18 protein-coding genes, 2 tRNA genes and 1 pseudogene are annotated in these 19,980 nt (G+C 58.1%); 10 read left to right on the forward strand and 11 right to left on the reverse strand.

All coding sequences use genetic code 11. The features are described from left to right. Positions 1–52 precede the first annotated feature (52 nt). Positions 53–703 carry a thiopurine S-methyltransferase gene (locus ACYCFC_RS02760; RefSeq protein WP_459653091.1) on the forward strand — a complete coding sequence of 217 codons (651 nt, stop codon included), beginning with the start codon at positions 53–55 and terminating at the stop codon, positions 701–703. Positions 704–781: 78 nt separating this feature from the next. Here the strand turns inward: ACYCFC_RS02760 and htpX are convergent, their stop codons facing one another. Further along, positions 782–1,654, reverse strand: coding sequence for a protease HtpX (htpX, locus tag ACYCFC_RS02765; RefSeq protein WP_459653092.1), 873 nt, complete (start codon positions 1,652–1,654; stop codon positions 782–784). A gap of 128 nt (positions 1,655–1,782) precedes the next feature. After that, the gene (locus ACYCFC_RS02770) at positions 1,783–2,994 is read right to left on the reverse strand and encodes a pyridoxal phosphate-dependent aminotransferase (RefSeq protein WP_181082439.1); all 1,212 of its coding nucleotides are present in this window, start codon (positions 2,992–2,994) and stop codon (positions 1,783–1,785) included. Positions 2,995–3,182: 188 nt separating this feature from the next. On the opposite strand from ACYCFC_RS02770, the gene msrB reads away from it, so the two are divergent. The 3 genes from msrB to ACYCFC_RS02785 all read left to right on the forward strand — a co-directional run bounded on the left by msrB (position 3,183) and on the right by ACYCFC_RS02785 (position 5,077). Continuing rightward, on the forward strand, positions 3,183–3,581 hold the full coding sequence (gene msrB / locus ACYCFC_RS02775; protein ID WP_459653093.1) for a peptide-methionine (R)-S-oxide reductase MsrB: 399 nt from the start codon (positions 3,183–3,185) through the stop codon (positions 3,579–3,581). Positions 3,582–3,613: 32 nt separating this feature from the next. Next, positions 3,614–4,096 carry a glutathione peroxidase gene (locus ACYCFC_RS02780; RefSeq protein WP_459653094.1) on the forward strand — a complete coding sequence of 161 codons (483 nt, stop codon included), beginning with the start codon at positions 3,614–3,616 and terminating at the stop codon, positions 4,094–4,096. Between the two features lie 84 nt (positions 4,097–4,180). After that, positions 4,181–5,077 (forward strand): ATP-binding protein, encoded by an 897-nt coding sequence (locus ACYCFC_RS02785; RefSeq protein WP_459653095.1) that lies wholly within the window; start codon positions 4,181–4,183, stop codon positions 5,075–5,077. Between the two features lie 128 nt (positions 5,078–5,205). Here ACYCFC_RS02785 and ACYCFC_RS02790 read toward each other — a convergent pair whose 3' ends face one another. Next, complete coding sequence (locus ACYCFC_RS02790; protein ID WP_459653096.1) at positions 5,206–5,889, reverse strand: glutathione S-transferase family protein; 684 nt, start codon at positions 5,887–5,889, stop codon at positions 5,206–5,208. Positions 5,890–5,910: 21 nt separating this feature from the next. Continuing rightward, a complete protein-coding gene (locus ACYCFC_RS02795) occupies positions 5,911–6,678 on the reverse strand; it encodes a hypothetical protein (protein ID WP_459653097.1) in 768 nt (255 codons plus the stop codon). A 214-nt stretch (positions 6,679–6,892) separates the two neighbouring features. Here ACYCFC_RS02795 and ACYCFC_RS02800 point away from each other — a divergent pair. The 3 genes and pseudogenes from ACYCFC_RS02800 to ACYCFC_RS02810 all read left to right on the forward strand — a co-directional run. Continuing rightward, a tRNA-Glu gene (locus ACYCFC_RS02800) sits at positions 6,893–6,968 on the forward strand. Between the two features lie 19 nt (positions 6,969–6,987). Continuing rightward, positions 6,988–7,063: transfer RNA gene (locus ACYCFC_RS02805), tRNA-Gly, on the forward strand. A 224-nt stretch (positions 7,064–7,287) separates the two neighbouring features. Beyond that, positions 7,288–8,554: pseudogene (locus ACYCFC_RS02810) on the forward strand (tyrosine-type recombinase/integrase); the annotation flags it as partial. A 279-nt stretch (positions 8,555–8,833) separates the two neighbouring features. Here the strand turns inward: ACYCFC_RS02810 and ACYCFC_RS02815 are convergent. The 4 genes from ACYCFC_RS02815 to ACYCFC_RS02830 all read right to left on the reverse strand — a co-directional run bounded on the left by ACYCFC_RS02815 (position 8,834) and on the right by ACYCFC_RS02830 (position 13,903). Next, a complete protein-coding gene (locus ACYCFC_RS02815; RefSeq protein ID WP_003280442.1) occupies positions 8,834–10,600 on the reverse strand; it encodes a protein-disulfide reductase DsbD in 1,767 nt (588 codons plus the stop codon). 150 nt (positions 10,601–10,750) lie between these two features. Beyond that, entirely contained in the window at positions 10,751–11,209 is a 459-nt protein-coding gene (locus ACYCFC_RS02820) for a DUF411 domain-containing protein (RefSeq protein ID WP_003280447.1), read from the reverse strand. Between the two features lie 25 nt (positions 11,210–11,234). Further along, complete coding sequence (locus ACYCFC_RS02825) at positions 11,235–11,507, reverse strand: heavy-metal-associated domain-containing protein (protein ID WP_003280450.1); 273 nt, start codon at positions 11,505–11,507, stop codon at positions 11,235–11,237. Positions 11,508–11,581: 74 nt separating this feature from the next. Next, entirely contained in the window at positions 11,582–13,903 is a 2,322-nt protein-coding gene (locus tag ACYCFC_RS02830) for a heavy metal translocating P-type ATPase (RefSeq protein ID WP_301636663.1), read from the reverse strand. Positions 13,904–14,151: 248 nt separating this feature from the next. On the opposite strand from ACYCFC_RS02830, the gene ACYCFC_RS02835 reads away from it, so the two are divergent. After that, on the forward strand, positions 14,152–14,454 hold the full coding sequence (locus ACYCFC_RS02835; RefSeq protein WP_080564989.1) for a hypothetical protein: 303 nt from the start codon (positions 14,152–14,154) through the stop codon (positions 14,452–14,454). Between the two features lie 66 nt (positions 14,455–14,520). On the opposite strand, the gene ACYCFC_RS02840 is transcribed toward ACYCFC_RS02835, so the two are convergent. The 3 genes from ACYCFC_RS02840 to ACYCFC_RS02850 form a co-directional block, all read right to left on the reverse strand. After that, complete coding sequence (locus ACYCFC_RS02840) at positions 14,521–14,850, reverse strand: four-helix bundle copper-binding protein (protein ID WP_102819551.1); 330 nt, start codon at positions 14,848–14,850, stop codon at positions 14,521–14,523. 154 nt (positions 14,851–15,004) lie between these two features. Next, a complete protein-coding gene (locus tag ACYCFC_RS02845) occupies positions 15,005–16,411 on the reverse strand; it encodes a heavy metal sensor histidine kinase (RefSeq protein WP_459653098.1) in 1,407 nt (468 codons plus the stop codon). Then, the gene (locus ACYCFC_RS02850) at positions 16,408–17,085 is read right to left on the reverse strand and encodes a heavy metal response regulator transcription factor (protein WP_003280460.1); all 678 of its coding nucleotides are present in this window, start codon (positions 17,083–17,085) and stop codon (positions 16,408–16,410) included. Before ACYCFC_RS02850 ends, ACYCFC_RS02845 begins: the two co-directional genes overlap by 4 nt. Before the next feature lie 362 nt (positions 17,086–17,447). Here ACYCFC_RS02850 and ACYCFC_RS02855 point away from each other — a divergent pair, with 362 nt between their 5' ends. Next, complete coding sequence (locus tag ACYCFC_RS02855; RefSeq protein WP_003280462.1) at positions 17,448–17,972, forward strand: cupredoxin domain-containing protein; 525 nt, start codon at positions 17,448–17,450, stop codon at positions 17,970–17,972. Positions 17,973–18,157: 185 nt separating this feature from the next. After that, on the forward strand, positions 18,158–19,975 hold the full coding sequence (locus ACYCFC_RS02860; protein WP_003280464.1) for a copper resistance system multicopper oxidase: 1,818 nt from the start codon (positions 18,158–18,160) through the stop codon (positions 19,973–19,975). The last annotated feature ends 5 nt before the right edge of the window (positions 19,976–19,980 follow it).

The following is a 19,980-nucleotide window of genomic DNA, read 5'->3' on the forward strand; positions in this document are numbered from 1 at the left end:
TGCCGGCGGGTTCTGATACGCTTCGGCAGGCATGGCTATGAGGATCTGAAGAGTGCACGAAGCGTTCTGGCACCAGCGTTGGGCACGAAACGAAATCGGCTTTCATCTGGGGGAGGTCAACCCGCTGCTGCGCCACCACTGGCCGGGATTGCAGCTGGCAGCTGGCACGAAAGTGCTGGTGCCGCTCTGTGGTAAAAGCCTGGATATGGCCTGGCTGGTCGAGCAGGGTTTCGAGGTGCTGGGCGTCGAATTGAGCGAAAAGGCAGTCGAGGATTTCTTCGCTGAGCAGGATCTGGCTGTCCGGATCGAGCAACAGGGTGCGTTCAAGGTCTATCGTTCCGGCTCGTTGGAACTCCGTTGCGGCGATTTCTTCGCGCTCACCACTGAGGACGTCGCCGGTTGCCAGGGGCTTTATGACCGGGCGGCGCTGATCGCCTTACCGGTGTCGATGCGCCAGCGTTATACCGAGCATCTGTCGACTATCCTTGCGCCGGGCTGTACGGGCTTGCTGGTCGTGCTGGATTACCTGCAGGCGCAGATGGAAGGCCCGCCTTTTGCGGTAAGCGACGCGGAGATCCAGGCATCCATGGGGAGTTGCTGGGATATCTCGCTACTTGAGCGGGCGAGCGCCCTCGATGAGAAGTTCCTGCAGCGCGGCCTGACGCGAATGGACCAGAACTGCTATCGGCTGATGCGGCGCTAGTACCTCGCTCCGTAGGTTGTGTGAGCTATGAAAAAGCCCAGCCTGATGGCTGGGCTTTTCGTGTCCGGCTTTCGCTGATCAGCCGCGCTGGCGCAGGGCCTCGATGCGGTCTTCCAGCGGCGGGTGGGTCATCAGCAGGCCGGCCAGGCCATTCTTCAGGCTGCCCTTGATGCCGAAGGCGGTGAGGGTGTCCGGCATCTCTGACGGTACGCCCTGCTCGGCGCGTAGGCGCTGCAATGCGGCAATCATCGCGCTGGTACCAGCCAGTTGTGCGCCGGCTTCGTCGGCACGGAATTCGCGTTTGCGCGAGAACCACATGACCACGATGCTGGCGAGAATGCCCAGTACCAGTTCGGCAAAGATGGTGGCGACGAAATAGCCGATGCCGTGGCCGCCTTCGTTCTTCAGGATCGCCTTGTCGACGAAGTTGCCGAAGATGCGCGCGAAGAACATCACGAAGGTGTTCACCACGCCCTGGATCAGCGCCAGGGTGACCATGTCACCGTTGGCTACGTGACCAATTTCATGGGCCAGTACGGCTTTGACTTCATCCGGGGAGAAGCGCTCAAGCAGGCCCTGGCTCACGGCGACCAGGGCATCGTTCTTGTTCCAGCCGGTGGCGAAGGCGTTGGCCTCGTGGGCGGGGAAGATGCCCACTTCCGGCATCTTGATGCCGGCATCGCGGGAAAGCTGTTCGACGGTCTGCAGCAGCCACTGTTCATGGCGCGTGCGTGGCTGGCTGATGATCTCGGTGCGGGTGCTCATCTTCGCCATCCATTTGGAGATGAACAGCGATATCAGTGAGCCGGCGAAGCCGAACACGGCGCAGAAGACCAGCAGGCTGCCGTGGTTCTGGCCTGTGAAGCGGTCCACCCCGAGCAGCTTCAGGGTAATACCTGCGACGACCAGCACGGCGAGGTTGGTGGCCAGGAACAAGAAAATGCGCATCATGTTGCGGCAAACTCCAAGGGAACAGTAAAGAACGTTAGGCTATATAAGGTGCGGGTCGGCGCTATTCAACCAGGCGACTATTTCAAGCTATGTCGCCTGTGTCATCGACCCGCAGATCCTGCTGCCTGTTACTGACTGTAAGAGCCAAGGAAGTTGCCGATGCGGCCGATGGCCTGCTCCAGATCATCCACGCGCGGCAAGGTGACGACGCGGAAATGGTCGGGCCAGGGCCAGTTGAAGGCGGTGCCCTGAACGATCAGCAGCTTCTCGGAGAGCAGCAGGTCCAGTACGAACTTCTCGTCGTTGTGGATCGGGCAGACCTTCGGGTCGATGCGCGGGAAGGCATAGAGCGCCCCCATCGGCTTCACGCAACTGACGCCCGGAATGTCGTTGAGCAGCTCCCAGGTGCGGTTGCGCTGTTCGAGCAGGCGCCCCGGCGGCAGCACCAGGTCGTTGATGCTCTGATAGCCGCCCAGCGCGGTCTGGATCGCATGCTGTGCCGGCACGTTGGCGCACAGGCGCATGTTGGCCAGGATATCCAGGCCTTCGATATAGCTTTTGGCCTTGTGCTTCGGCCCGGTAATGACGACCCAGCCGGAGCGGAAACCGGCGACCCGGTAGGATTTGGACAGGCCGTTGAAGGTCAGGCAAAGCACGTCCGGCGCCAGGGAAGCGGTGCAGATGTGCACGGCGTCGTCGTAGAGAATCTTGTCGTAGATCTCGTCGGAGAACAGTACCAGCTTGTGCTGGCGCGCCAGTTCGACCATGCCCTCCAGCACTTCTTTGGAATAGACCGCGCCGGTAGGATTGTTCGGGTTGATCAGCACCAGCGCCTTGGTGTTCGGCGTGATCTTGGCCCTGATGTCGTCCAGATCGGGCCACCAGTTGGCCTGTTCGTCGCACAGGTAGTGCACCGGCTTGCCGCCGGACAGGCTCACGGCGGCGGTCCACAGGGGATAGTCCGGCGCGGGAATCAGCACCTCGTCGCCATTGTTGAGCAGCGCCTGCATGGACATCACGATCAGCTCGGACACGCCGTTGCCGAGATAGATGTCCTCGATGGTCACGCCTTCCACCTGCTTCTGCTGGTAGTACTGCATGATGGCCTTGCGGGCGCTGAACAGACCCTTGGAGTCGCTGTAGCCCTGGGCGGTCGGCAGGTTGCGGATCACGTCCTGGAGGATTTCCTCCGGGGCCTCGAAACCGAACGGCGCCGGGTTGCCGATATTCAGCTTGAGGATGCGATGGCCTTCCTCTTCCAGGCGTTTGGCGTGCTTGAGCACCGGCCCGCGAATGTCGTAGCAGACATTGGCGAGCTTGTTCGATTTGCTGACCTGCATGATCCTGAGTGTCCCGAAGTAAGGACGTGCCATGGCCAGAAGGCTGGCAACGTTTGACGTGAATCTGCCGCCTTGGCAGCCTGAAACTCCACTGCCAGACTAGGCGTCTGAGAACGAGGCATGATACGTGCGGCCCGATCACCGGAAAAGGTACAGATCCGCCTTTTTTGAGTTCATGAGGTGTACCGATGGAAAAGCTTGAGAAACCCCTCGAAGCCTGGCGTGCCGAGCTGTCGGATGAGCAGTTTCAAGTCTGCCGGCTGGGTGCGACCGAGCGCCCGTTTAGCGGCAAGTACAACGACACCAAGGCACCCGGTCTTTATCATTGCGCCTGCTGCGACGAGCCATTGTTCGACTCGGATGCCAAGTTCAGCTCCGGCTGTGGCTGGCCGAGCTATTTTCAGCCGGTGAGCGAGAGTGCCATTGCCAGCGTGGATGACTTCAGTCATGGCATGCATCGGATCGAAGTCAAATGTTCGCGCTGCGACGCACATCTGGGGCATGTCTTTCCCGATGGTCCGGCACCTACCGGCCTGCGCTACTGCATCAATTCGGCTTCCCTAAACCACAAGCCGCGCGACGCCTGAACGGCCTGCGCGGCATCAAAGGGGCATCACCGATGCGCGATCCACTGTTCGATATTCCCTGCCTGGCCATCGATGGCCAGGAAAAGACACTGGCCGAATTCGACGCCAGGGTGCTGCTGGTGGTCAACACCGCCAGCCAGTGCGGTTTTACCCCGCAATACAAGGGGCTGGAAGCACTGTGGAAACGCTATGGATCGCAGGGGCTGGTGGTGCTGGGCTTTCCCTGCGATCAGTTTGGCGGGCAGGAACCCGGTGATGAGCAGCAGATTGCCGCCTTCTGCGAGCGCAACTACGGTGTCAGCTTTCCGCTGTTCGCCAAGGTCCAGGTCAATGGCGGTGATGCCCATCCCCTGTTCGTGCAGCTGAAGAAGCGCGCACCGGGAGTGCTGGGCAGCAAGGCGATCAAATGGAATTTCACCAAGTTTCTGATCGCCGATGAAGGGCGCTCCATCGAGCGTTTCGCTTCGCGAACAGCGCCGGAAACCCTGGCGAAATCCATAGAGGCCCATCTGTAAGCCTGCGTACCATGGTCGTCGCGGTGCCTCGTTCGAGGTTTTTTGCCGCTCTTGTTTGTAGTCGAGAAGTTCTGGAGTGCTTGAATGGATGTCGAACTGAAGGCCTTTTTGCAGCGTGCCGACATGCTGATGAGCCGGCTGGAGCCCTTGTTGCCTGCGCTGCGCACGCCGGTGGACTGGAGCCAAAGCCTGGCTGCGCGCTGGCACAGGGAAGGGCAGAGTGGCTACCTGCAGCCGCTGGAAGTGACGCTGGATCTGGCTCTGGACGATCTGATCGGCATCGACCGGCAACGTGAGCTTCTGTCGAACAACACGCGGCAATTCGTATCCGGGTTGCCGGCCAATCACGTTCTGCTCTGGGGCGCGCGCGGTACCGGCAAGTCATCGTTGATCCGCGCCTTGCTGGCTGAGCATGCGCCGGCGGGTCTGCGCCTGATCGAGATCGAGCGCGACCATCTGGCCGATCTGCCGAAAGTGGTCGAGCTGCTGGCCGGGCAGCCGCAGTATTTTGTGGTGTTCTGTGACGACCTGTCATTCGAGGCGGGCGAGGGCGACTACCGCGTGCTGAAGAGCGTGCTGGATGGCTCCCTGGAGCGGGCGCCGGAAAACGTACTGCTGTATGCAACCTCCAATCGCCGGCATCTGGTGCCGGAACGCCAGAGCGATAACGAAAACTGGCAAATGATCGATGGTGAGCTGCATCCCAACGAAGCGGTGGAAGACAAGATCGCCCTGTCCGATCGCTTCGGTCTCTGGCTTTCGTTCTATCCCTTCAGTCAGGAGCATTACCTGAACGTGGTGCGTCACTGGATCGATTCGCTGGCCGGGCAGGCCGGGCTCGACTGGGACTGGAATGAGGCGCTGGAGAAGGATGCGATCCGCTGGGCCACCGCACGCGGCAACCGCAACGGACGCTGCGCCTACCAGTTTGCGCGGCAGTGGGTAGGCGTTCGTCTGTTGCCGTTCCGTCACGAGCCGTAGGGGCAGGCGCCGGACGCTGTTCCCCGTAGGTCGAATTAGCCGAAGGCGTAATCCGGCGATCCGCAGGCGCAGCAGCGTCATGACATGTCCAGACAGATCAAATGCTCAGCCTGTAGCGTCAACAGGCCCTAGCCCGGCTGTTGCACGCGCTTGCCCATCTCGATGAGTTTGGCATTCATGCGCTGCTCTTCGGGCAGCAGGCTGGCAACCGAGGCGAGTGTCTTCATGCGGGCGAAATGCGCTGCCAGGGCCGGCCAGCGGCTGGCATCGACCTGCTCTGCGCCGTGTTCCAGGTTGATCAGCTGGCAGGTGATGGCGATATCGGCCAGCGACAGCTGTGAGCCGACGAAATAGTCGTTCTGTCCCAATTGCCGCTCAAGGTAGTCGAAGTGTGGTGGCAGCTTTTCATTCAGGGCTGCCTGCACGCCGTCTTCATTGCAGGTGTGGCCCATGCTGGGCTTGAGGATGCGATTGCGAAAGATGCCGAAGGTCGTCAGTGGCGCGAGTTCGTAGTCGGCATATTTCTCCAGCCAGCGTATCTGTGCGCGCTGCGGCGCATCATTGCCATACAGCCGAGTGGTGTCTGCGTAGGCTTCCTCCAGGTACTGACAGATCACGCTGGAATCGGCGAGGGAAAGCTCGCCATCCTTGAGCGCCGGAATGCGCCCGAGGGGATTGAGTTGCAGATACCACTCGGGGGGTGTGAACGGCATGACCACTTCGAGCCGATAATCCAGCGATTTTTCCAGCAGGCACAGGCGTACCTTGCGGACGAAGGGCGACAGCTGAGCGCCAAACAGGGTTAGGGACATGGCTTTCTCCGGGGGTGTGGCTCAGTAGATATTGTTTTTCTTCCAGTCGTCTTCGCTTTCGAGGTCCTTCAGACCTTCGACCAGCTCGCTGGTTTCTTCAAGGCGGGGTTTCTGTTGCGTTTGTTCGAGCTGGCTGGCGTGGGCGTAGTGGGCTTCGAGCTGTTTGAGCTGCGGCTGGAAACTGGCCTTGTCCGGCTGCTTGCGCACATGCTGGATGCCCCGTTCGAAAGCCAGGCGCGCCTTGTGCGCATTGCCTTGCTGCAGTGCCTGCCTGCCGAGGTTATTGAAGTATTCGATATGCAGGAACACCATCATGCGCTGGATTTCCCCCACCCAGCGTTTGGCGGAAGCCGTGTCCAGCTGGCCCTGTTTGTTGGCCCAGATCACTTGCGCGTGCAGGTCTTCCAGCAGGAGGCGAACAGCTTTGGCCTGGGCTTCGGCAAGAATCTTCACGGGCGTGTTCGGCACGGGGATCGCATCGCCCATGGCGACCGTGTCACGCAGCGAATCGACGCGAGTGGCCAGGTTCTGGTTTTTCTTCTCCAGCGCAAGCAGGCGCTCGCCTGCATGCAGTTCAAGCCGAGTCAGCATCAGCTTGAGTGCAGGGCTCATCATCTGGCCGGGAAAGGAGTCGGAAAGGTCAGCGCAACGTCGCATGCGATTGTTGAGCTCGGCCCGTGCGCGCGCCTTCTCCAGATTGTTCTTCTCCACGATCTGATTGATGAAGCCAATCAGGATCAGCATGAACAAGCCTGCGAGGACCAATCCTGCAATCAGAACCGGGGACACTGGGCGCACCTCTTGGGGGTGGTGGTTTTTTCCTGAGTGTAGTGGGTTGGATGGCAAGCTGATAGCGCAATGCGGGCGATGAAAGTCATTGATTGAAAAAGTTTTAGTTGGTGCTTGACGACCATCCAAGTCCTCCCTAGAATGCGCGCCACTTGCAGCGTGAAGCACAGCGTGAAAGCTGCAAGTCGGAAAGAAGTTGTAGTTTCCGGGCAACGTCCCCTTCGTCTAGTGGCCTAGGACACCGCCCTTTCACGGCGGTAACAGGGGTTCGAGTCCCCTAGGGGACGCCATTATTGTTGTAAATGTATTGCGGGAATAGCTCAGTTGGTAGAGCACGACCTTGCCAAGGTCGGGGTCGCGAGTTCGAGTCTCGTTTCCCGCTCCAAATTATGATCTATAGACGTCTATTGAAGTCTGTAAGTCATTGAAAAAGGGCCTTAGGGCCCTTTTTTCGTTCCAGCGAAATCTACTGGAATCCGTCCCCAGCCAGGGCTTTTAAGTCCATTTTTAAGTCCATCTTTGCGGGGTGCGTGGTTTCCGGATTGTTGCTGGAGGAGCGTGGCCTGCGAGACAAGCATCTAGCCCTGACCTATGTTCAGGAGCTATACCATGGCGCTCACAGACGTCACTGTCCGGCAGGCTCGGGCGACTGGCAAAGACTATACCCTCACAGACTTCGACGGCCTTTCTCTGGCGGTATCTGCCGCTGGCGGTAAGTCTTGGCACTTCAGATATTACTGGGCTACCAAACAGAAACGAATGTCGCTGGGCACCTATCCGAAGGTCAGCCTTCGGGAAGCGCGTGCGTTACGCGATGAGGCCCGCGCCCTAGTAGCGAAAGGCGTCAATCCCAAGATTGATCGTAAGCAAAAACTTCGAGCTGTCCGTTTCGCGACGGAGAACAGCTTCAAGGTGGTTTATCTGCAGTGGCTTGGGCACCGCAAGCTGGAACTCAAGGAGGGCAGGCAAAGTACCCTCTCGCAGATCCAGCGTATCTTCGATAAGGACGTGTTGCCCGCGTTAGGCGCCGTATCCATCTTCGACATTTGCCGTCCCGACCTGTTGGACGTGCTTGCTAGTATCGAGCAGCGCAGGGCATTTACCACCGCCGAGAAAGTGCGCACCTGGCTCAGGCAGTTGTTCCGCTTTGCGATGGTGAAAGTCGCGGGGCTGCAAAGCAATCCCGCATCGGATCTGGATGTCGTGGCTGTCCCCAAACCACCGGTGGTCAATAATCCCTTCCTGCGGCTGCCTGAACTGCCCAGTCTGCTGAACAAGCTACGCAGTTATAGAGGCAGGATCACCACACAACTTGGTATTCGCCTGCTGTTGCTGACGGGTGTGCGTACTGGTGAGCTGCGACTGGCGACCCCTGATCAATTCGATCTTGAGCGCGGCTTGTGGATCATTCCTCCCGAGGTAGTCAAGCAACTGCAGAATGGCATGCGCAAGCGGGGGCAGCGGCCGCAGGATATTCCGCCCTATGTCGTGCCGTTATCGGTCCAGGCCATCGAGATCGTTCGCTATCTGCTGGAGCAGACCAAGCCAGCCCAGCGCTATCTGCTTGCACACCGAAGCGAGCTGAGAATGCGCATTAGCGAGAACACGCTGAACGGCGCGATCAAGCGTATGGGCTATAAGGATTTGCTCACCGGTCACGGCATCCGTGCCACGCTCTCCACGGCCCTCAACGAGTTCGGTTACCCCAAGAATTGGGTGGATGCCCAACTCTCGCACGCTGATCCCAACAAGGTCAGCGCCACTTACAATCACGCATTGTATGTGGAGCCCCGCCGGAAAATGATGCAAGACTGGGCCGATCGGCTCGATTTGTTAGAGCAGAACAAGGTAGAAACGGCCAGTACGCACCTTACTATCCGCTTCGATGGTATGCGGCTGCTGGACCAAGGTGCGGAAATGTCCGTCGAGCCTGTTGATGATGGTAAGTCGCTAGTTCTGGTGTCGTCAGTTGGTGGGCCTATTGAGCGCCTGTCGATGGTGGCTAGAGCTTAGATTTCAGTTGTTGCGGTGTGGAATGTTGGGCCGGCACCGCCGGCTGCTCTGATGACAGTAGGCTGTAGCGGCGATTGCATTTCCGTTAGCCTGCTGGCCAGCCAGGGGTAGAACACGCCCCTCCAGAAGTGGAGGGGCTAATCTAGATTCGGCCGTTGGCTTGGTGCAGGCGTTTGACGAAACTCTCAGCGTCGGTTTCGCCAACAGTACGGAGATCTTGCCATTCTTCGCCATTGGGAGCGAATAACTGCAGTGCCGGTGGGCCGAACAGCTGGTAGCGGTCGAGCAGGGCGCGTTGCTCGGCATCGCTACGCGTTATGTCGAAGCGCACCAGTCGGTAACCGGTCAGTTGCTCACGCACGGCGGGTGCTGCCAGCACTTCTCGTTCAATTACTTTGCAACTGATGCACCAGTCGGCGTACCAATCCAATAGCAGTGGTTGGTCGGCATTTTTTGCTGACAGCAGAGCGGCATCCAGAGCAGCTGGTGTATCCACGGTCTGCCAGCCGGCGTTAGCGCCGCTCGGAAGTACGGCTTTGGCGTCCAGCTGACCCAGCGGTCGCAGCGGATCGGATTGACCTTGCAAAGCGCCGAGCCAGGCGCTGACACCGTAGACCAGTAGTGCCACACCGAGTAGTTGGGCGAGCCTTTGCCGGCCGGACTTGAGGGTGAACTCCAAGGCACCGAGCCAAATCGCGCTGCCAACTGCCAAAAGGCCCCACAAGGCCAAAGTCACTGGAGCGGGTAGCACGCGTTCTAGCAGCCATACAGAGACAGCCAGCAGCATCACGCCGAAAGCTTTGCGCACACCGACCATCCAGGTGCCAGACTTGGGTAGCAATGCTCCGCCGCCGATGGCGAACAATACCAACGGCGCGCCCATGCCCAACCCGAGGGCAAACAGCTTAAGGCCGCCACCCAGTGCGTCGCCGGTGGTGCTTATGTAGAGCAGTGCGCCGACCAGAGGGGCAGTCACACAGGGCGAAACCAGCAGGCTCGACAGTACGCCGAGCGTGGCGGCGCCCAACATTGAACCCCCGCGGGCCTGGCCGGCTAGGAGATCTAGTCGTTCGGTGATAAAGCGCGGCATGCGCAACTCGAATACGCCGAACATGGCCAGAGCGAAAACAGTGAAGAACATCGCAAAGGGCACCAACAGCCACGGTGACTGCAGGCGCGCTTGTAGGTTGAGGCCAGCGCCGAACATGCCCATTAGCGCACCAAGCAGGGCGAAGCTGGCAGCCATGGGGAGTACGTAGGCAAGCGATAGGCGTAATCCACGCGTTCCGCCGAGTTGTCCGCGTAATACCACGCCAGACAGAATTGGCAGCATCGGTAGCACGCAGGGTGTGAAAGTCAGGCCCAAGCCCGCCAGGAAGAACAGCGCCAGACTACGCCAGTCAATGGCGACCCCTTGTTGCAGGGCTGCAATGAGGGGGGGATCACCTACCTCGAAGCTGCGAATCTCTGGCGGATAGCACAGCCCCAGATCAGCGCAGCCCTGATAGCTCACCTGTAAGGTGAACGGTGTGTTCTGAGGGTTATTAACGGGTAGCAGCAAGTCGGTAACGCCGTAGAACACCTCGACATCGCCAAAAAATTCATCGGTTTTCGGTTCGGCCGCGGGCCATTGCGGGGTGCCGATTGACACTTGCGGGTGGTCGCTGGTGAATGCGAAGCGATGTTTATAGAGGTAATAACCCTCGGCATTTATGAAGCGCAGGCGGACGCTGTCCTTACCGGCTTCCAACAGGTCGAGGCGGAAGGCCCTGTCTACCGGAAGGAAATCCTGGCTGTTATTCAGCGGAGTGCCGAACAGAGCCGACTGAGGACGCGAAGAATCAAATATCTCGGCGTTGGCTGGCAAGGTAAGCAGTAGCAGCAGCAGACACAGCAGGAGGCGGGACATGACCATCTCGCGGGCTAATAACGAAAAGGAGGTGAATTTCAGCTTGTTAACGGAGCCGGGCTTTTTGAAGTGCGGGCTGGGGATGGTCTCCGCTGCGATTCAGTGCATCGCAGGATGCCAGCCAGTACCAGCCCGCCCGGCGAGCTGCTATTAATTCGGGGCTTGTTCCAGCGGATAATTGGCAATGACCTTTTCTCGGCCAGTGCGAGTTATCCCGATCACCTGGTAGGGATGTTTGACGTCGCCATACTCCATGCCTGGTGAGCCAGCCGGCATGCCTGGCACGGCGATGCCCAGCAGGTCAGGGCGCTTGCGAAGCTCCAAAATCTGCGCAACGGGCACGTGGCCTTCAACGAACTTTCCATCGATCACGCCTGTATGGCAGGAAGCCAGACGCGGTTTCACGCCGAGGTCTTGCTTGACCGTGTTCATGTTGCGTTCGACGTGATCGCGGACTTCGAAGCCGTTGTTCTCCAGGTAGGTAATCCAGTCCTTGCAGCACCCACAGTTGGCGTCGCGGTGCACATCAATGATCAGGGGTTGCGCGGCCTGGGCGGCGCCACTTAGCAGCAGGGCGGCGAGCGCCGCGGTAGTCAGTGTTCTGGACATAAAAAACCTGTTTCCAATGGTTTGCTCACTTGCAACAGCAGCCACCGCTGCCACCGCATCCGGTTTTCCTGGCGGGGCTCGATGAGGCCGCCGGACTGCTCAGTTGGGCGGGGTATCCAGCATCACCTAGGGCGGCGACAAGCACATCGCTGTCGCACTCAGCGCTGACCCGCACACTGGCCGCTTGCAGATCGACGTCGACCTCGGTGACGCCTTCAACTGCGTTGAGCGCCTCGGTGACATGCAGGACGCATGAGCCGCAGCTCATGCCTTTGACACTCAATTCAACGGTGCTCATGACAATCTCCTTGCGAGGTTGCTGCTGGGGTTGAGGCAATTCTCAACCTTGCCAAGGTGGCAAGGTCAAGAGTTTCAGTCGATTGATACCTTGCGCAGTCTCAAGGCGTTGAACACCACCGAAGCGGAGCTCATGCTCATCGCCAGCGCTGCGATTATTGGTGACAGCAGGAGGCCGGTCAGCGGGTAGAGCAGGCCGGCTGCCAAAGGAATGCCCAGAGCGTTGTAAAGAAAGGCGAAGGTCAGGTTCTGGTGCATGTTGCGCACGGTGGCCACCGACAGGCTGCGCGCGCGCAGGATGCCGAGCAGGTCGCCCTTGACCAGCGTGACCTGGGCGCTGTTCATCGCCACATCGGTGCCGGTGCCCATGGCAATGCCGATATCGGCGCGCGCCAGGGCCGGGGCGTCGTTGATGCCGTCGCCGGCCATGGCCACGCGGTGCCCTTGCTGTTGCAGCGAGGCGGTCAGGCGTTCCTTGTCCTGCGGCTTGACCTCGCCGTGCACCTCCTCGATACCCAGTTCGCGGGCTACGGCACGGGCAGTCGTCAGGCCATCGCCGGTGGCCATGATCACCCGTATGCCGTCTGCCTGCAGGCGCTGGATCGCCAGTTTTGAGGTCGGTTTGATCGGGTCGGAAACCGCCAGCAGACCGGCCAGTACGTTGTCCACGGCCAGGAACATGATGCTCACGCCTTCGCCGCGCAGCTGTTCGGCATGCCCCTTGAGCGGGCTGGCATCCACGCCGGCATCATTCATCAGCGCGGTGTTGCCCAACTGCAAGTCGCGGCCGTCAACCTTGCCACGCACGCCGATGCCGGAGGCCGATTCGAAGGTTTCAGGCGTGCTCAGCGCAAGGCCCTGGGCACGGGCATGATCGACGATGGCGTGTGCCAGGGGATGTTCGCTGCCCTGATCCAGGCTGGCGGCCAGTCGCAGCACCTCGTCCCGCGTGAAGCCGGGCGCCGCCTCGACGCTGTGGAAAGCAGGGCGGCCTTCGGTGAGGGTGCCGGTCTTATCGACGATCAGAGTGTCGATCTTGCGCAGGTTTTCTATCGCGGCAGCATCGCGGAACAGCACGCCGCTGCCGGCCGCTTTGCCGGTGGCGACCATCACCGACATCGGCGTGGCCAGGCCCAGGGCGCAGGGGCAGGCAATGATCAGTACCGCGACTGCGTTGATCAGACCGAACACCCAGCTCGGTTCCGGCCCCCACAGGCCCCATACGACAAAGGTCAGAGCAGCGATGGCGATGACCGCCAGCACGAAACGCCCGGCAATGACGTCGGCCAGCCGCTGCATTGGCGCCTTGGAGCGCTGCGCTTGGGCTACCATCTGCACGATCTGCGCAAGCACGGTCGAGCTGCCGACCTTTTGTGCCTGCATCACCAAGCTGCCGTGGCTGTTGAGGGTAGCGCCGATCAGGCTATCACCGGCGCGTTTCATGATCGGCACCGGCTCGCCGGTCAGCATCGACTCGTCCACCGCGCTTTCGCCTTCCACCACCATGCCATCAACCGGCACTTTTTCGCCTGGGCGCACCCGCAGCTTGTCGCCGCTGTGCACGTGGGTGAGGGGAATGTCCTCTTCGCTGCCATCGGCGTTGATGCGCCGGGCGGTCTTGGGCGCCAGACCGAGCAGCGATCTGATCGCCGCCGAGGTCTGCGAGCGCGCCTTGAGTTCCAGGATTTGGCCGAGCAGAGTCAGCGAGATGATTACCGCTGCCGCCTCGAAGTACACGCCGATGCGTTCACCCTGCATGAAGTGGTCGGGGAATACGCCGGGCGCCAGGGTGGCGATCAGGCTGTACAGGTAGGCGGCGGAGGTTCCGAGGCCGATCAGCGTCCACATGTTCGGGCTGCGGTTGATGAACGATTGCACGCAGCGCACGTAGAAGGGCCAGCCGGCCCAGAGCGCCACCGGGGTGGCTAGCGCCAGTTCGACCCAGTTCTGCGTGGCGCCGTGAAACAGCGAGATAGCGTGCTCACCCATTGCCAATACAGTGACAATCACGGTCAACGGCAACGTCCACCAGAAGCGTCGAGAAAAGTCTCTGAGCTCCGGGTTGTCCTCTTCTTCCAGTTCGGGCATGACCGGCTCCAGGGCCATGCCGCATTTGGGGCATGTGCCTGGGCCGATCTGCAGTATTTCCGGGTGCATCGGGCAGGTGTATTCGGCGCCGTGATCGACGGTCGGCGTCTCGCCGTGAGCATCCCCAGCATCCAAATATCTGCTTGGCTCGGCATTGAATTTTTCCAGACAGCGTTGGCTGCAGAAGAGCAGTTGTTGGCCGGCGTGGCTGGTCTGGTGCGGACTGTCGGATTTGACCGTCATGCCACAAACAGGGTCACGATCCGATGGGGTCTGAAGTGTGGGATGTGGCTGATTGGCCTGAGACATTACCGCTCCTGTTAAACCTGTCTACGCACACGCGGGGGTATTTTATATAGGGTATCCCTGACGGGCTGACAGCCGCCTGACCCAAGAATTACATTATTGTAAGCTTGCGGCAGACACCTGGGCATTCCGCCAAGAAATGGTTCCTATATCGATAATTAGTTAACTTACGAATTTGTAACAAGCGAAACAGCATGCCGTAAGGGTGGTGCCTTTAAGATTTAGGCATCAATTACCCAGAGGTGTTAATCATGAAGATCCTGCGGAAAGCACTCACTGTTCTCGCTCTAACAATGGCCGCCTCTTTGGCGGTGGCGACTGAAACTGGCCAAGAATCGCAGATGCGACATGATTATTCGGCGGCTGATGGCAAGCAGGTTCTAAAGCAACTTCTTAAGGACGGTAAGGTTTTAAGCGTAAATTATAAGGGCAAGAGAGTTATGGGCCGCTCTGATGGTCGCGTACGGCCATATGAAATAAAGATCCGCACCCCCGATGGCGTCATTCATACTGTAGAATACCGAGGCGTGCCGGTTGGCATCAATAACGGCTGATTTTTTAAAGGATAATTGCTGCTCTGCCAAGGCCTGATATTGCCTTGGCAAAGGCAGCGAGTTCGACTACGCAGCCATGCGTTCACATTCCTCAGCACATTCCATACAAGCCTTCGCGCACTCTTGGCAGTGATCCATCTGATGCTTGGCACACTCTTCGCCGCAGGCCCGGCAAATCTTTGCACACAGTGCGCAGAAGTCTTTCGATAACTCACTCTGTCGACTCATGAGTCTAGCGGCTAGAGCACAAACGTCAGCGCAATCTCTGTCGAGTTCAATGCAGCGTGCCATGGCTCGGACGTTCTCTTCGCGTAGGCAAGCAGACGCGCAGCTTTCACACACAAGGGCGCAGTTAGAGCAAGCTTGGATGCAGTTATAAAACATTTTGTTGTCCATATATCCTCCAGAACTTCGTGGTTAGCTTTGAGCCTTAAGCGGGCAGAGGCTTTCATCAGCTAAGCCCACTCGATAGACCGGTCTGGAGTCCGTCTGTTTCGATGACTTACATTACAATGTTGTAAGGTTGTTCGTGCGCTGCAGCTATCTGATATTAAATATGTTTTTCTTTGCTACTATACGGTTTAGCGGGGAATTGCATATGGAAGCCAGTCACGTCATCTTTCGAGGTACACCAGATTCTGCCTTTATGGGCCTCAACGATGGATTTTGTGATTGCCAAACCGAGGCCGGCATTGCTTGGGCTGCCCTCGCGCCGCGCTGGGTCGACCCGATAGAAACGATGGAAAAGTTTGTCCAGGTGTTCTGGCTTGATCGTCTCACCGGGATTCTCGACGCTGACGATGACCGTCTCTTCCGTCCCGCTAATCGTTACCGAGATGCTTTCCCCGACCGGGGTATAACGCAGCGCATTGGATAACAAGTTGGAAAGCGCTCTATTGAGCATCAACTTGTCGCCCAGTATCTCGCCTCTGCCTGTGGCTGAGAGGTGTATGCCGCGTTCTTCAGCCAGTAGGTAGTAATAATCAAGAAGTTTGGAAGTCAGACTGGAAAGTTCGATTGAGCCTTGTTCGGGAACTATTAGTCCGTTGTCAGATTTTGCCAGGAAGAGCATGTCGTCAATCATGCGTGACATCCGCTTCAGCTCTTCCAGGTTGGAATAGAGATTTTCCTCGTAAGCATCGAGGTCCCGCTTCCGGGTGAGCACTACCTCGGTATGGGTCATGAGATTGCTGACAGGGGTTCGCAGTTCATGCGCGATATCAGCCGAGAAATTGGACAGCCGGATGAAGGCATCTTCCAGGCGGCCCAGCATCGCATTGAAGGAAAGAACGAGCTGCTGCAGCTCCAGTGGTACTGGCTCTAGCGGGATTCGCTCCTGTAACGACCGGGCTGACATCGATGTTGCGAGGTGGGTCACTTGCCGAAGAGGTCTTAACCCGCTTCGAACAACCACCCAGCCTAAAGCCGCACTGATCAGGGCGCTGATTACTAGCCCGGCAATGAACCATCGCTGCAGGGTCTCGAAGAAGTGCGCATGGCTCGTGACATCGAGAATCAACAGAGCTGTGAGGGGTTCGGACTTATCTGCCACTGAAATTTGCGCAGTCATCCCTCGATACAGGAGTCCTGCATTCTGCCATTCCCACATGTTTTGCTCTTCCGCATGCCTGAAGCTTTCCGGGACATCGGCCGCCTTGGGGTCGGAAAAAAGTACCCTGCCATCACCGCTCAGGATGGTCGCCGCCAGATCATGATGGGCACCGAGCAGTGCTCGTAACTGCGGCAGTTCCTCGGTGAGGCTTGCGTCGCTGCGTGCGTTATTAAGGATGTGTCGGGTCGATTCGAGCTTCTCGACCAGGGCCTGTCGATCCAGCACTTCGAAGTGATGCTGGCTGAGCACGTTAAAACTCAGGCCGGCCATCGTCAGAACCACCACCACTACAGACATGAACATCAGGCTCATGCGGGCCGTCAGCGAAAGGTGGCGCACGCTCATTCCGGCGCATCCATCATATAGCCCATGCCGCGCACGGTCTGAATCAGCTTGGGCTCGAAGTCGTCGTCTATTTTTGCGCGCAGACGGCGTACCGCGACCTCGATGACATTGGTGTCGCTGTCGAAGTTCATATCCCATACCTGAGAGGCAATCAGGGATTTCGGCAGTACTTCGCCGCGGCGGCGCATCAATAATTCCAGCAGCGCAAATTCCTTTGCGGTCAGATCGATACGCTTTCCGGCACGGATGGCACGGCGCTTCAGCAGGTCCACTTGGAGATCCGAAATTTTCAGGGTGGTCTGGGTAGGGGAGCCACTGCCCCTGCGAAGCAAGGTCCTTACTCTTGCCAGAAGCTCGGAGAAAGCAAACGGCTTGATCAAGTAGTCGTCCGCGCCGAGCTCAAGACCCTTGACGCGGTCTTCCACACCATCACGTGCTGTCAGGAACAATACCGGTACGTCTTTCCCTGCTGCTCTGACCATACGCAGCACCTCCCACCCATCCAACCCGGGCATCATCACGTCCAGGATCAGAAGGTCGTAGGTTTCACTCAGCGCGTACTGAAGCGCATCTGTACCCGTCATGACCCGGTCAACGTTGAATCCGGCTTCAGTCAGGCCTTGTTGCAGATACGCCCCGGTTTTGGGTTCGTCTTCAGCTACCAGTAATTTCATGCGTACAGACTCCGAAACTCGACAGCCTGAGTGTGCAGGCAATTAGGACCCTCAACCAGAAGCTTACAAAAATGTAACGTCCGCTTCAGGTGGCTGACAGAACTGGGTGTCTAGAGTTTGCAGGGTATCTGTTGTGCTCTCGATGCAGTGGGGCTCCGAACGGCTTTATGGCGAGTAAATTTTTCCAGGCCTCCACATTGCTCCTTGGCCTATTGGCGCCTTCGGGCGCCTTTTTTCTGCCTGCGGCTTTTGGCGAAGAGGCATGCTGAAGGTTACACAAATGTAATTTCAGGGTAAGCCAGCCGGCAGGTCAGTCGTCCTACTCTTGGGTACTCCTCAATAACTTGAATGAGCTCCAGCCAATGAAAATTTATTCTCTTTCCCTTTTTTCCGCACTTGGTTTGGTCTTCAGCGCTACTGCTGCAATGGCCGCCCCCGGCCATAGTCATGCGCTCGACTTTGGGCAACCAGGAGACGCGCAGGCGGTAGATCGCACCATTGAGGTACGAATGAGCGATAACGTCTTTGCGCTTGAGACGATTGAAGTAAAGGCAGGTGAGACTGTCCGTTTTGTGTTGCATAACGATGGAGCCCTGCTTCATGAATTCAACCTCGGCTACTCGGCCACCCATGCCGCGCACGAGCAAGAAATGATTGCGATGTTTCGCAGCGGCATGCTTACCCCGACTGGTGCTCATGATATGAGCCATATGGAAGGTGAAATGGATGGCGGGATGACACACGATGATCCGAACAGTGTTCTGATCGAACCCGGCGCCCGCGAAGAGTTGATCTGGACGTTCTCGAAAACCAAGAATCTGGAGTTTGCTTGCAATATTCCGGGACACTATCAAGCGGGAATGGTCGGCAAGGTAGAGATACGTTAAGCGCCTAACGTAAAAGTACTGCCCCGCTTAATGAGTGGAGCATGGTTGCTATCTTGTAATTTCGCTTATCAGGACTGATCAGCAAGTTGTTTGAGTTACTGCGTGCTTTAAATGTCCATCAGGGCGCTACAAGCCCGAGGCTGGATTATGAACTACCAGCTCATCTAATAATTGGATGAAGAAATATGCATAGAAAACCCACAAGGCGAACTTTCATCAAAGGGTTAGCCGCAACTGGAATACTTGGTGGCCTGGGCATGTGGCGCGTGCCGGTTTGGGCGGTCACTAGCCCAGGACAAGCTAACGTGCTGACCGGTAACGACTTTGATCTGTTCATTGGTGAGATTCCAGTAAACATAACGGGCGCGGCCCGCACCGCAATGACTATCAATGGTTCACTTCCAGGGCCGATCCTGCGCTGGCGGGAAGGAGATACGGTCACTCTTCGGGTTCGCAATCGTTTGCATGAGGATACGTCCATTCACTGGCACGGCATTATCCTGCCGGCCAACATGGACGGTGTGCCTGGCTTGAGCTTCCATGGCATCGCTCCGGACGGCATGTACGAGTACAAATTTGATGTCAACCAGAATGGTACCTATTGGTACCACAGCCATTCGGGCCTCCAAGAGCAGGCCGGAGTCTATGGTGCCTTGGTGATCGATGCGAAAGATCCCGAACCTTTCAGCTACGATCGTGACTACGTGGTGCTGTTGAGCGACTGGACCGACGAGAATCCGGATCGGGTCCTGGCAAAGTTGAAGAAGCAATCGGACTATTACAACTATCACAAACGCACCGTCGGTGACTTCATTGATGACGTGAGCGAGATGGGATGGTCCGCTGCTATTGCCGACCGCAAGATGTGGGCCGAGATGAAGATGAGCCCTACGGATCTCGCCGACGTCAGTGGCTACACATACACCTACCTCATGAACGGCCAGGCGCCGGACGGCAACTGGACGGGCATCTTCAAGCCGGGCGAAAAAATTCGGCTGCGTTTCATTAATGCTGCAGCCATGACCTACTTCGATGTTCGTATTCCTGGTCTGAAGATGACGGTGGTTGCGGCTGATGGACAGTACGTCAAACCGGTCAGTGTCGATGAGTTCCGCATCGCCGTGGCCGAAACCTACGACGTCATCGTCGAACCCGAAAACGAGCAGGCTTACACCATCTTCGCGCAATCCATGGATCGTACCGGCTATTCCAGGGGCACCTTGGCGGTTCGCGAAGGGCTGAGCGCGCCTGTCCCAGAGGTCGACCCTCGTCCGCTGATCTCAATGGCCGACATGGGCATGGATCACGGCAGCATGGATGGCATGGAGCATGGCTCTATGCAGAGCGGGATGGCCTCTATGGCCGGTATGGATCACAGCAAGATGGCAGGCATGGACCACAGCCAAATGGCAGGCATGAGCCATGGCAGCATGTCCGGTATGGATCACAGTCAAATGGCGGGGATGGACCATGGCACGATGCAGTCGCACCCGGCTTCCGAAACCAATAACCCTTTAGTTGACATGCAGACCATGACGCCGGCGCCAAATCTGAGCGACCCGGGAATCGGCCTGCGTGACAACGGGCGTCAAGTCCTCACTTACTCTGATCTTCGCAGCACCTTCCTCGATCCGGACGGCCGCGATCCGAGCCGCACCATTGAACTGCACCTCACCGGGCACATGGAGAAGTTTTCTTGGTCGTTCGACGGTATCAAGTTCTCTGATGCTGAACCGCTGCGACTCAAGTATGGCGAGCGTGTTCGTATCACTTTGGTCAACGACACGATGATGACCCACCCAATTCACCTGCATGGCATGTGGAGTGATCTTGAAGACGAGAACGGCAACTTTCTGGTGCGCAAACACACCATCGACATCCCGCCGGGCTCGAAACGTAGTTATCGCGTGACGGCCGATGCATTGGGGCGTTGGGCTTACCACTGCCACCTGTTGCTTCACATGGAAATGGGCATGTTCCGTGAAGTTCGTGTGGACGAGTAGAGGAG

The organism is Stutzerimonas sp. NM35 (assembly GCF_054604355.1).